The sequence below is a fragment of the Jeotgalibacillus proteolyticus genome (genome assembly GCF_002926065.1).
Classification (GTDB): Bacteria; Bacillota; Bacilli; order Bacillales; family Jeotgalibacillaceae; genus Jeotgalibacillus; species Jeotgalibacillus proteolyticus.
Genome location: NZ_PREZ01000004.1, coordinates 385,439 through 398,623, shown reverse-complemented (window position 1 = coordinate 398,623; position 13,185 = coordinate 385,439). Strand labels below are relative to the sequence as shown.

At 44.1% G+C, this 13,185-nt stretch carries 10 protein-coding genes; 7 read left to right on the top strand and 3 right to left on the bottom strand.

All coding sequences use genetic code 11. The features are described from left to right. Nucleotides 1-15 precede the first annotated feature (15 nt). The gene (locus C4B60_RS12185; RefSeq protein ID WP_104058281.1) at nt 16-483 is read left to right on the top strand and encodes a GNAT family N-acetyltransferase; all 468 of its coding nucleotides are present in this window, start codon (nt 16-18) and stop codon (nt 481-483) included. Nucleotides 484-626: 143 nt separating this feature from the next. Here the strand turns inward: C4B60_RS12185 and C4B60_RS12180 are convergent, their stop codons facing one another. From C4B60_RS12180 to C4B60_RS12170, 3 genes are all read right to left on the bottom strand, one after another. After that, nucleotides 627-2,063 carry a sucrose-6-phosphate hydrolase gene (locus tag C4B60_RS12180; protein ID WP_104058280.1) on the bottom strand — a complete coding sequence of 479 codons (1,437 nt, stop codon included), beginning with the start codon at nt 2,061-2,063 and terminating at the stop codon, nt 627-629. A gap of 62 nt (nt 2,064-2,125) precedes the next feature. Continuing rightward, complete coding sequence (locus C4B60_RS12175) at nt 2,126-3,523, bottom strand: sucrose-specific PTS transporter subunit IIBC (protein ID WP_104058279.1); 1,398 nt, start codon at nt 3,521-3,523, stop codon at nt 2,126-2,128. A gap of 343 nt (nt 3,524-3,866) precedes the next feature. Next, nucleotides 3,867-4,856: a LacI family DNA-binding transcriptional regulator gene (locus tag C4B60_RS12170; RefSeq protein WP_104058278.1), complete on the bottom strand. Its 990-nt coding sequence runs from the start codon at nt 4,854-4,856 to the stop codon at nt 3,867-3,869. A 195-nt stretch (nt 4,857-5,051) separates the two neighbouring features. On the opposite strand from C4B60_RS12170, the gene C4B60_RS12165 reads away from it, so the two are divergent. The 6 genes from C4B60_RS12165 to C4B60_RS12140 all read left to right on the top strand — a co-directional run bounded on the left by C4B60_RS12165 (nt 5,052) and on the right by C4B60_RS12140 (nt 13,167). After that, a complete protein-coding gene (locus C4B60_RS12165) occupies nt 5,052-6,050 on the top strand; it encodes an aldo/keto reductase (RefSeq protein WP_104058277.1) in 999 nt (332 codons plus the stop codon). A 341-nt stretch (nt 6,051-6,391) separates the two neighbouring features. Continuing rightward, entirely contained in the window at nt 6,392-8,011 is a 1,620-nt protein-coding gene (locus C4B60_RS12160) for an alkaline phosphatase (protein WP_104058466.1), read from the top strand. Nucleotides 8,012-8,289: 278 nt separating this feature from the next. Beyond that, nucleotides 8,290-8,994, top strand: a complete 705-nt coding sequence (locus C4B60_RS12155) for a FadR/GntR family transcriptional regulator (protein ID WP_104058276.1) — start codon at nt 8,290-8,292, stop codon at nt 8,992-8,994. Nucleotides 8,995-9,027: 33 nt separating this feature from the next. Continuing rightward, nucleotides 9,028-10,347, top strand: coding sequence for an FAD-binding oxidoreductase (locus C4B60_RS12150; protein ID WP_425331164.1), 1,320 nt, complete (start codon nt 9,028-9,030; stop codon nt 10,345-10,347). Continuing rightward, on the top strand, nt 10,347-11,726 hold the full coding sequence (locus tag C4B60_RS12145) for a (Fe-S)-binding protein (protein ID WP_425331161.1): 1,380 nt from the start codon (nt 10,347-10,349) through the stop codon (nt 11,724-11,726). Before C4B60_RS12150 ends, C4B60_RS12145 begins: the two co-directional genes overlap by 1 nt. Further along, complete coding sequence (locus tag C4B60_RS12140; RefSeq protein ID WP_104058273.1) at nt 11,707-13,167, top strand: FAD-linked oxidase C-terminal domain-containing protein; 1,461 nt, start codon at nt 11,707-11,709, stop codon at nt 13,165-13,167. Before C4B60_RS12145 ends, C4B60_RS12140 begins: the two co-directional genes overlap by 20 nt. Nucleotides 13,168-13,185 lie beyond the last annotated feature (18 nt).

Sequence of the window (13,185 nt, the reverse complement as noted above, 5' to 3'; positions counted from 1 at the left end):
ATTGGAGGGGGAAAGATGTCATTAAATTTCAGAAAATCAGCCATGGAAGATATCGATCGTTTACTTCCGATTCAAAGAGCCTCGTTTCAGGACGACCTGGAAAAGTATGAGGATTTCGAAACGAATCCAGCCTGTGAAACGGCTGAAAAACTAACGGAAAATATCAGGAAATATCATCACTTCACCATTTTAGACGGAGAAACAGTGATCGGAGCAATTGATGTAAGAGGAAATAATGAACGTATGCATATCGATAAAGTATTCATTTCCCCTGGCAATCAAAATAGAGGAGCCGGTACGGAGGCCATTCGGTTTTTAGAAAAACAATTTTCTGATGTAAAATTATGGACCTTATACACCCCTCATTTAAGCTTTCGAAACCACTATTTTTACGAGAAGTTCGGCTATAAAAAAACAAAAGAAGTTAGACTTACTCCAAAGTTAATTTTGTTTAAATACGAGAAATTACGATCAATCAAGTGATCCAAATGCCTTCAAGATGGGAGCAGTCCAGGGGAAACCAGCCGGTTAAACTAGTATTAACTCTAAAAAAATGAATAAAAATGATGTACAGCCACAAATGCTAAACGCTGACTCAAACCATCGTCTGAGTCAGCCTGTATCCATTACTTATAATCATTCCGGTAATCAACTGTATCATTTTTTAATGCCCACACCGTCAAGTGGACATCCTCACCACAGACTGCCAACGATTGGTTCTCTGGATTAGCAAATAATCTAGAAGTAAACACTTCCTCACCGTCATTTACGAATATTTCAAGTGAAGAGTGGTCAACCCATACTTTCAAGTTTCGAAGTTCGTCCTTTAAATGACAGCTTCTGCATTCTATCCGGCCATCTACATAGCTCGGTCTTTCGAGAGTAAGCAGCTGCGTTTCTTCATTATAACTAACTTCCATATTCCCAAACAGCGTCAACTTCTCCATTTTTCCTTCAATTTCAATCTCTGAGGTGCGGGAAATGGAGTCTGAAAATGTTCCGTTCACTTTTGAATTTACCGTTTTGGCAGTACGCAGCTGCTTCATTTCCTCTAAAGGCATCTGGTGAATGTGTCCGTTTATAAGCTTCAGCTCACGGGGCAGAGTCAGCTGGTGAACCCAGCCATTTTTTACTGTCGGCTGATCAAATTCGTTTTGGTCAGGAACACCCATCCAGCCAAATAGGATGCGGCGGCCTTTATCGACGGTGGTCTGAGGTGCGTAAAATTCAAAGCCTCGATCAATTTCAGTAAAATCCCCATGCGTAAATTTCGCTTTTTTATAATTAAGCTCGCCAACGACGTAGCCTGACTGGTACTGATTATTGAAATGAATGCCTTCTGCTTTAAGTCCCTGTGGAGAAAATAACAGAACCTCTTGATCCCCAAGCGTAAATACATCCGGACATTCCCACATATAGCCGAAGCGTTCAAGCGGACGTTGATTGGCGTGGCTGATAATGCCTTTATTTGTCCAGTTCTCTAAATCAGCGGATTCAAATAAAACGACAGAACCTTGCATTTCTTCCGTTTGCGCACCAATCACCATATACCAGTGATCCTCGTGCTTCCACACCTTTGGATCTCTGAAATGAGGGGTGAAGCCTTCAGGAAGCTCAATTTTCACGCTTTTATTTGTGAAATGAATCCCGTCCTCACTTTCGGCCGTGCACTGGTAGCTTTGACGGAGGCCCTGCTCATTTTTCACATTTCCAGTATAAAATAATGTTAATTTTCCATCTGCATCAATAGCACTTCCTGAATAGCAGCCATTTTTATCAAACGAGTCACTCGGTGTTAGGGCAATGGGTTCAAGTGTCCAGTCCGTTAGATTTTGTGAGGTAAAGTGTCCCCAGAACTTGGCGCCATGAGCGGTTTCAAATGGCAGCCACTGAAAGAATAGATGATAAATTCCCTTCCACTGAATCCAGCCATTTGGGTCGTTCAGCAATCCGGCAGGCGGGGCTAAGTGGTAGCCAGGAAAGTACGGGTCTTCCTTCACGGATTTCCACTGATTATCAACTGCAGTATACGCCTCTAGTTTTAATTTTTCGTCACGATTCATTTAAAAACCTCCATATAAGAAAAGAAGGCCCAGAACGTTCTCCAGGCCTCTTTTTAGTTTCATTATTTTTTCTCAAGCATTTTATCGGTAAAACCAAATAGATACGTTAGGGTAAAGGCTGTTCCGATTGCCACAAGATTAACGAGTATATAGCTGAAGATCTGCTCATTTAAGTATAGCAGGGTTCCCGGGATAACCGTGATCGCCATCCCTGTTGCCTGCAGGTTCAAAATAGAAGCAAGGAAGCCTGAAACACCACCGCCGATTAATCCCATCACAAACGGCTTCACATAGCGCAGGTTCACCCCGAAAATGGCCGGCTCTGTAATTCCAAGGAATGCAGATAGGGCAGATGGGTATGAAAGTGCTTTTAATTTCTTTGAGCTCGTTTTAACCGCAACAGCTAATGCAGCCCCGCCCTGTGCGGCGATCGCACCGGTGATAATCGGGTTAAATGGGTTAAAGCCAAGTCGTTCCAGGAGCTGGATTTCCAGGAAATTAAAGATATGGTGTATACCAGTCACCGTAATGATCTGGTGAGTAAGACCAATAACTAGACCGCTCAAGCCAAATGGCAGATCTAGAAGAAAGTTCATCGATGCAAAAATACCGTTTTCTGCAGCGTGAAGAATTGGTCCAAGCACAAACAATGACAACATGATCATGATAAGCAAAACAAGAAACGGCGTTAAAATTAAATCCAATGCTTCCGGTATTCGTTTTCTGAGTGCTTTTTCAAGCTTAGCACCAACCAGACCGGCAAAAAAGGCTGGAAGAACAGAGCCCTGATAGCCGCTCACTGCAATAAAGCCAAAGTAGTAAAGGGGATCAGCAGCACCCTCAGCCACTGCCCATGCGTTAGGAAGGGCAGGAGAGACAAGCATCAAACCAAGGACGAGACCGATAATCGGTGTCCCTCCAAATACCCTGAACGCTGACCAGGCAACAAGCGCCGGCAGGAAGGCAAATGCTGTATCCGTTAAGATTTCTGTAAAAAGAATTAAGTTTGTCGGCACACTGTCAGGCGTTAACCCAAACCAGCCGAGTACGGTTTCCTGAAGAATTAAACCCCTGAGCCCCATGAAAAGTCCTGTTGCAACTAGAACGGGGATGATTGGAACAAAGACGTCACCGAAGACGCGGATTGCACGTTGAAAGGCAGAACCCTGTTTTGCGCTTTCTTTTTTTATATCAGATTTTGTGCTTCCTTCAACTCCGAGTTCTGTAACAGCTTCAAATACCCGGTTTACTGTGCCTGTGCCAAATATAATCTGGTACTGGCCGGAGTTGTAAAAAGCTCCTTTTACTTTCTCGATTTCTTCTATTGCTTCTGCGTCCACTTTTTCACGGTCGTGAACCATGACCCGTAATCGTGTAGCACAATGGGCAATGGACTGAATGTTCTCCTGTCCGCCAAGTGCGTGTATAACCTGCTTCGCTATTTCAGCATAACCTGCCATTGATGTATCCTCCTTTTTGTATGTGGTATCGATTCCATACAGGTCACAAAAACATTGGTAATCACTAAAAAGATAAATGTGGTATCGATTCCATAAACCGATAAAAAAATTTGTGAACTATAAAGCATCTTAAAGGGACATGCTGCCTCCTGTCTCCTCCTTGATCAATTAATGCCTGGAGCAGAGTGAAACAAAAAGGGAGGCTGCTGATTTTTAAAGAGGCTTTACTGAGAGTCCCATGCATCCGACTACTCCATTTCTTAAAAATGTAAGCGGTTGTATGTTACCTCAAAAGAATAAGGAGCATGTGTGGAATCGATTACATGTCCTTTGTTGATTTGTACTATACACTATCTCTTTTAATGAGTCTATAGCTTTGCACAAATTTTTCTTTTGGCTTTTTTTTCTTCATTTGTGCAAGCAGCAGCTGGGCTGCTTTTTCACCGGCGTGTTTATTAAAATAGTCCACAGTGGTTAGGGCAGGGGTGACATATTTAGAAAGTGTTGAAGCTCCGATTCCTGCTATGGCAATGTCTTTTGGGATGGAAAAGCCTTGCTCTCTCAAGTATTCCATCGCACCAATCGCCATTCTGTCTGTTACGCAAAAGATGGCAGTGGGCAGGTTACTGGCGCTGTTTTTAATAATTTTTTTTGCGCATTCATAGCCTGATTCGATACTGAAATCACCTTCCTGTATCCACTCATTATGGATTGGAAGTTCATTTTTTGCCATTGTATCAAGATACCCTTCTTTGCGGAGGCCTCCGACTGAAGGGTCCTGTTCACCAACACCGATATAGGCAATTTTTTTATGCTGGTGACTAATCATCATATTCGTCACATCAGCTGCAGCATGGTAATCATCGTAAAGGATAGAGGTCACACCCGGAAGGTCCTGGCCAATTGAGATGAAGGGAAGATCTGCAGTTTGGATTGCCTGGGTCAGATCCTCATTTATATTTGTAGCAAGCAGGATAATCCCATCAACTTGTCTGCTCTTAAGCAGACGGATAAATTCTATTTCCTTTTCTTTATTCAACTCAGTATCAGTTAAAAGAATTTGATAGTCTTCTTTTGAAACGACTTCATTAATTCCGCTTACAACACGGCTAGCTGTTTCTGTGCTGATTTTTGGAAGAATCACCCCGATAACACCGGACTTTTTCGTGCGGAGTGATTTTGCAGAAAGGCTTGGGGTGTAACCTGTTTCTTTTACCAGCTTCAAAATTCTGTCGCGTACGTCTTCACTCACATAGCCTTTGTTATTCAAAACTCGGGAGACGGTTGTGCGGGAAACATTCGCCATTTTTGCAATATCATTAATCGTTGTCATTCAAGCGCCTCCCTCACATAATCTATCGCTATTTTAGGGTAAATTCTAAAAAATGTCTATCACTTATAAAAAGGGTCGTTCATTTTATCAATGTTTTATTTAGAAAAAACCAGATTATTGAAGTGGTTTAAAGGGTATTAAAAACGATATGAAGACAAATCAGCCAGCAACAAAAATTTATAATGAGGTGAAAAAATGAAGAACAACATATCGATCAATAATAAAATTGGAATGGGTACAGCTCCCCTCGGAAATATGTTCAGGGAAGTACCGGAAAGCGAAGCCCGGGAAACGATTCAGGCAGCCTGGGATCAGGGGGTTCGCTACTTTGATACGGCTCCCTTTTACGGTGCAGGTCTTGCTGAAATGAGACTGGGCGAGGTTCTCTCCTCCTATAACCGTGATGACTATCAGCTGAGTACAAAGGTAGGCCGCCTGGTGCTTGATGAGGAAGAAGAAAAAGAGGGCTTGTTTGCAAATGGCCGGAAGAATAAAATTATTACGGATTACACCGCTGATGGCACAAAATGGTCAATTGAAGAAAGTTTAAAGCGGCTTAAAACGGATCGTCTGGACTTTGTGTATGTACATGATATTTCCCCTGACTTTTTAGGAGATGAGTGGATTACAAAATTTGATGAAGCAAGAAATGGAGCATTTAAGGTCCTCGACAAGCTCCGGGATGAAGGTGTCATTCAGGGATGGGGAGTCGGTGTGAACACGACTGTTCCAATTGAGTTAGCATTGGAGCTTGAGGAAGCACATCCGAATTTAAATCTATCTGCCACTCAGTATACACTTCTTCAGCATGAGCGGGCGCTTGAGCGAATGATGAAGTTGTCTGAGGAGAAAAACGCAGGCCTTGTCATTGGCGGTGCTTTAAACTCCGGCGCCTTAATGGGAGGCGATTATTTTGATTACCAGGAGATCACACCGGAGATCAAGCAGCGTGTTGAAAAGTTTAGCGAAGTAGCTAAAAAGCATGATGTTTCGCTTAAGGATGCAGCTCTTCAATTCTCTACTGCCCATCCTGCCGTGAAAGCAGTCGTAGTAGGCTCTACTCGTCCGGATCGGATCCAGGAGGATTTAAACGCTATGAAAGCTGATATTCCGGAAGCTTTCTGGCAGGAACTGATTCAAAAAGAACTAATATCAGCTTCCGCGCCACTTCCGACTAAACAATTAAATCTGTAATAGGCTGAGAAGCACTAGTATGAAATAGAAATTTAACTAGCACCCTGATTACACGCTGGCATGTGAAATTGTTATCGTGTTAATCAGGGTGTTTTTTGTTATTTTTTATGTGTTCGGGAAAGCTATCAATTGGAAACTCCCGCTTTTGGGCTGATTCGATTCTCTCCAAAAATTCCCTCTAATTGTATTATTTGCGTACTTATCTACAAAAGTGGAGCTTCTAAATTAGCCCCATTCTCTGATAGGAATCACTAGTTATAGCCTATATAATGATGTGTGAATGATTTGAATAGTAAAAAAACGGAGGGATTTTATTGAAAATACCGAAGAAAATTATTGGGATGACGTTAGCTGCAAGCTTAGCAGTCGGCACGGTGGCAGTAGAAACAACGCCTGAAAACGTAGGGGCTAAAAAAGAGAAGGCTAAGGCGGATAACGTCATTGTGCTAGTAATGGATGGTGTAAGCTCCACGACTACCACACTTGCAAGATGGTATAAGGGCGGACCGTTAGCTATGGATGAGATTGTGACCGGAGGCGTTCGTACATATTCAGCCGAATCGGCTATTACAGACTCTGCCCCTGCAGGAACAGCAATGGCAACGGGGTATAAGTCAAATGATAAATTTATTGGCGTTCTTCCGGCAACAGTAAGCTCTCCTGGCGTGGATCCTTCTCTTGCAAATGACCCGTATAAGCCTGTGGCAAATGTGCTTGAAGGAGCACAGGCACAGGGGAAAGCAACTGGAATTATCTCCACATCAGAAATTCAGCACGCCACACCTGCAGCATTTTCCTCACATGCTGAAAATCGCAGTCAATACGACAATATCGCAGAACAGCAGGTTTATCAGAACATGGACGTTATTTTGGGCGGAGGAAAAAGAGCTCTGATGACCCCTGAAGATGACGGAAGCAGACTTGATGGAGAAAATCTTCTAAATGTAATTGAAGAACGCGGCTACGACTTGGTTGAAACACGTGATGAACTGCTTAACTCCAGTTCTGATAAACTTTGGGGAGCTTTTGCACCTGACGAACTGGCCTATGATCTTGATCGTGAAGCTTTACGTCCTGAAGAGCCGACTCTTGCTGAAATGACTGGTAAGGCAATCTCCACGCTTTCACAGGACAAGGATGGTTTCTTCCTATTTATTGAAGGAAGCAAGCCGGACTGGGCAGCTCACGGCAATGATGTTATGGGAATGATTGGTGATGTGCTGGCATTTGACGCAGCAGTTGAAGAAGCACTTGAGTTTGCTAAAAAGGATAAAAAGACAATGGTTGTAGCTGTATCTGACCATGGCAACAGCGGCATTTCGATAGGCAATCAAAACACTTCTACCTCCTATTCCTCACTGCCGGTTTCTGAAGTCATCGATCCTTTGAAGGATGCGAGTATGACCGTTGAAGGAGCACTCAGCCTGCTTGAAGAAGGTCATGTTAATTTAGAGGAAGCAGCTGCCTTATATGGATTGAAAGACTTAACGGCGGAGGAAAGAGAAGCAATTGATGCGTCAGAGGACCTTGAGAAAACCTTTGTTGAGCTGTTGGCTGAGCGGGCAAATATCGGGTTTACAACCGGAGGGCACACCGGTGAAGATGTATTCCTGCATTCCTACGGTCCAGGCAAACCAGTTGGCATGATTGAAAACACGGACATTGCTAATGCAATAGCTGCTGCGTTGGGCTTTGATTTAGGAAAGCTGGATAAGGATTTATTTATTAATGCTGAGGAAGCATTCAAAGGCGAGGCCTTTGATGTACGAACAGACATAACAGATGAAAATAATCCTGTTCTAGTCGTATCCCAAGGAAAAACAACCGCTGAATTCCCGGTCAACAAAAACATCGTTGTAATTAACGGGAAAGAAATTCAACTTAACAGCGTAACCGTCCAAACAAACGGCCAATTCTACATCTCTAAAGAAGCCGTAAAAGCAGTCAAAAAAGGAAAATAAATAAAAAATCGCTCCCCAGAGTATTTGGGAGCGATTTTTTTTATTCGTTAAGAGCGATTCGACAGGTGCCAGGCACCACGCCGGTACCACGCAAAGAAAGACGCAGCGAAAGTAGAAAAATAGATGACAGGAATCGACAAGTGACAGGCACTACGCTTTAATAGTTTAATAATTCATTAAATTGAGAAAACGGTTGAAGTTTAGTAGGCTAGGTGCTTTAATGGAAAAAAGAGAACTTGTCAGATATGTGATGTCTGAAAGGAGAGGGCGGGGGAGTTATGGTTGTTGATAAGATTCCGACGAGGAAGGTGTCTGAAGCGGTAGCGGAAGAGGTCGAAAAGCTGATCGAGAAGGGGACGTTTCAGGCAGGTGAGAAGCTTCCGTCGGTCAGGGAGCTTTGTGAGATGTTTGGTGTAGGGCGCTCCGCTGTACGGGATGCGATTACAACCTTAAGCGGAAAAGGAATCGTTTATGTTAAGCAGGGAGAAGGCACGTACGTTTATGAGTTTGATCCTTCCAGGCTTTTCAATCATACGCTTATGCTTCCGAGTTCAAAGGATATTATTGAATTATTCCAGGTCAGAAAGATCCTTGAAACCGGTATTGCTGAAAAAGCGGCCATTCATCGTTCTGAAGTGAATCTGGAAAGAATGGAGGAATGTCTGAATGATCAGACGGAAAACAACTGGGAGTCAGATTTCCAATTTCATTTAACGCTGGCTCAGTCGACCGGAAATGAGATTTTGATTCAATTCATGCAATTCATTTCAGCAACGATTCAAAAAGCGATGATTGATTTTCATCAGTACATCGGACAAAAGCCAGAGACGCTAAAAAAGATCCACCAGCAGCACCGCGAGATATTCGAGGCTATTCAAAGCCGTAAGCCAAAGGACGCTCATAAAAAAATGGGCGAGCATTTAAGCTTTGTTGAAAAAGAGTTATTAGAGAGCCATGTTTTGCAAGAGGAATCCGAACAATAAACTACTAGATCATTTATTGGAGGGAAGCACATGCTGCTTGCAGAAAATCTGCTGGAGGAGTTAAAAACGATCATCCCACAGGAGCGGATAAAGGAAAAGGATAGGAAGTCTGATCCTCTAGGCAATAGCGGGAAAATAACGGTTTTACCTGTCACAGAAGAAGAGATCTCAGCCGTGTTAGCCTATGCAAATGAGCAGGGTAAAAAGATTGTGATTGAAGGCGGCGGCACAAAACGCGGCTTCGGTGGAGTGGAGGAAGAGGGGGATATCCTTCTTTCCATGGCTGAATTCAAAGGCGTTGTTGAGCACACAGCGGGTGATATGACGCTGACCGTAAAAGCGGGAACCACCTTTAATGAGCTGCAGGATTTTTTACTAGATTACGAGCAGCAGATCTCCCTCGATCCCCCGCTGCGGGAACAGGCGACAATAGGAGGAATTGTATCTGCAAATGAAAGCGGTCCCAAAAGACTCGGATACGGCTCCTCGCGTGACGCGGTAATTGGTCTTCGGATGATTTACCCGGATGGAACCATCATTCGTGCAGGAGGAAAGGTCGTAAAAAATGTAGCGGGCTACGATATGAATAAGCTTTTCATCGGTGCGATGGGCACACTTGGCGTCATCACTGAAGTAACGGTTAAGCTGAGACCAATAGCAAAATACGAAAGCCTTATTCTGCTGAGCTTTGAAGAACAGGATCTGGAAAAGATAAGAGCCTTCTCAAAGGAGCTGCTCGATTCCTCCATTGAGCCGGTGGTCTGCGAATTGCTCAATCCATCCTTATCAAAAAAACTGATCGGTGAGGAACAGTACACATTAGCCGTAAGCTTTGAGGATGTTGAAAGCTCTGTGCATTACCAAGAAGAATTTGTGAAGAAAATGAAGCCAGACGGGGCCAAATTAAAGCTGCTGTCAGGTATGGATGCACAAGACTTTTGGCGAATATTTTCTGCGATTGCTCCAAACGGAAATGAAGAAGAATCGTTCGAAGAGGCAGCTGTAAAAATAGGAGCTGTCAACCTCACAATAGTAGATATCATCAAAGAAAGCCGCCAATTATCCAGCTCCTTTTCCGTTTCAGCTGAAGCGCACGGTGGACTTGGTCACGGCATTTCAAGCGTCTACTTAAAAGGAGAAAGCAAGGAATTGCTCAAAGCGATTACTCATTTGAGAAAAACGGCCGAAAGCCTCGGAGGCTATGCCATAGTAAAGCATCTGCCGCTTGCTCTGCGAAAAGAGATCGAGGTGTGGGGCAAAAAGCCTGCGTACTTCTTTTTACTTGAAGGAATTAAAAAGAAGATTGATCCTAAAAGAACACTTAATCCGAAACGATATGTGGGAGGGTTATGATGGTTAAACAAGCTGAAATAAAGGAAAATCCGCCTTGTACTACTCAAAAGAGCTTAAGCAATTATCTCTGGAAGGATCATCCGGATGAAAATAAATGGGCAGATTGCACACATTGCGGGATGTGCCTTGAATCATGTCCCACCTATGAGCTGACAGGGCAGGAACAACATTCCCCAAGAGGTCGCGTTCATTTAATCAAGTCAGTAGCTGAAGGGAAAATTGCAGTCAATGAACAGTTCATGGATCCCGTTTACACCTGTCTTGACTGCCGGGCCTGCACAACAGCCTGTCCTGCAAATGTGGATGTCGGCGGTTTAATTGAAGAAGCACGGGGGCAAATACGCCAGTCCATGCCGCTCACAGGAGCAAAAGGAGCCGTCAGTAAGCTGTTTTTAAACGGAATTTTTCCTCATCAAAACCGTCTTAATTCATTGGGCGGCGCATTAAAGCTTTACCAGAAGAGCGGAATGCAGAAGGTTATTAGAAAATCTAAGCTGATCAATGTTATGCCTAAGCATTTAGTCGAAATGGAAGCCATCATGCCTAAGGTACATATGCCGGTCAAAAAGAAATACAAAAATGAAAGCGTTATACCGGCGAAAGGAACACCTAAAGGGGATGTTGCTTTGTTGACCGGCTGTGTGATGGATGTGATGTTCAGTGATATTAATGAAGCAACCATTAATGTCCTTACCCGAAACGGCAGCAATGTGAGAATTCCGCAAAACCAGACGTGCTGCGGAGCTCTTCATGTGCATGCAGGAGACCGCGATTCAGGAAGAAAGCTCGCCAAACAAAATATCAAAGCATTCAGTGACGCAGAAAAAATCATCGTCAACGCTGCAGGCTGCGGCTGCATGATGAAGGAATACGCTGAGCTGTTCAGAGAAGTTGAGCCTGAATGGCATGACCGCGCTGTCGCGTTTTCTGAAAAAGTAGAGGACGTCTCAAAATACCTTTATGACACAGGCTATGAAAAACCAAAAGCCTCAATTAATAAACGAATTACCTATCATGATGCCTGTCACTTGGCCCATGGGCAGAACGTACGAGAGGAGCCAAGGGATATCCTCCTTAAAATTCCGGGAGTAGAAATGGTTCATATGCCAAATGCAGACCGGTGCTGTGGAAGTGCAGGAATCTACAATATTACCAACCCTGAAATGGCCGGTGAGGTTTTGGAAAGCAAAATGAAGAATGTCCCCGATGATGTTGACATGATTTCGATGGGAAATCCAGGCTGTATGCTGCAAATGGCGATGGGCGTTCAAAAATACGGAAGAAACCAAAAAATCGTCCACACCGTTCAGCTGCTTGATTGGGCCTACCAAAAAGAACGGGCAGAAGAGGAGGAGAACCATGGCAGTGAAGGGAATTAAAACAAAGGACAAGCATATCCACGGCCTTGCTAAGCTTGTTGGCGGTCAGAGAGCCATTCTTTATCATAAAGAGGATCTTGTCGCCTACGACTGCGACGGGTTTACGATTCATAAGCATCTTCCAAGAGCGGTTGTTTTTCCGAAAAACACAGAGGAAGTAGCTAAATGCGTAAAATACTGCGCAACGCATAACCTGCCTTTTCTTGCCCGTGGAGCTGGTACAGGACTTAGCGGCGGAGCAGTTCCGCTTCATAACGAAGTCATCATCAGCCTTGTCCGAATGAAAAATCTGATTTCCGTTGATCTGGAAAACAGACGCGCCGTTGTAGAGCCTGGATTCGTCAATTTAAAGCTTACCAACTCAATCGCAGACAGAGGGTATTATTACGCACCGGATCCTTCAAGCCAGTACTGCTGCACAATCGGCGGGAATGTAGCGGAAAATGCAGGAGGCGCTCATTGTCTCAAATATGGAGTCACAACAAACCATATTTTGGGACTTGAAGTAGTACTGCCAGATGGGGAAATAATCGAGCTTGGGCAAAACGGAATTCCGGACGCCCCTGGCTATGACCTTTTAGGACTGATGACCGGTTCTGAAGGAACGCTTGGAATCGTCACAAAAATCACAGTCAGGATTTTAAAAAATCCGGAAGCGAAAAAAACAGTTCTCGCTTATTTTGATAATGTGACAGATGGCAGCCAGGCGGTTTCTGATATTATTTCTGCAGGAATTGTCCCGGCAGCACTCGAAATGATGGATAAAACGGCGATTGAAGGCGTGGAGGCAGCAGCCTTTCCTGTCGGGCACCCGAAGGATATCGCAGCTGTTCTGCTGATTGAAGTAGATGGAATTGCAGTTGGTATCGATGAACAAATCACACAGATTCTAGATGTGTGCACTGCCAGAAACGTCAGGGAGGTTCGGGCTGCCAAGAATGAAGAGGAGCGTGCCAGATGGTGGGCCAACCGCAAAACAGGCTTTGGTGCGATGGGCGCAATTTCTCCAGACTACCTTGTTCAGGATGGTGTCATTCCAAGAAGCCGTCTGCCGGAGGTTTTAGAACGCATTGAACAAATCAGTGAAGAAACAGGTCTTCGCATCGCGAACATCTTTCATGCAGGAGACGGTAATCTTCATCCACTTGTTTTATTTGATGCACGAATCCCGGGTCAGACAGAAAAAGCAATTGAAGCGGGAAGTGCCTGTCTTCAGGCCTGTGCAGATGTTGGCGGAACCATCACCGGCGAGCACGGAGTCGGTATTGAAAAAAGGGAGGAAATGCGCTTTGTCTTCAAGGATGAAGAAATTATCGCCCAGACAAATATTAGAGAAGTCTTTAACCCTGGCAATCTGCTAAATGCAGGCAAGCTGTTCCCGACTCCGGGGCGATGCGGTGAGGTTAAAAAAGAAATGAAGGAAGCACTTCTTGCCCAGTAGATTCATTATTTTTTAGAT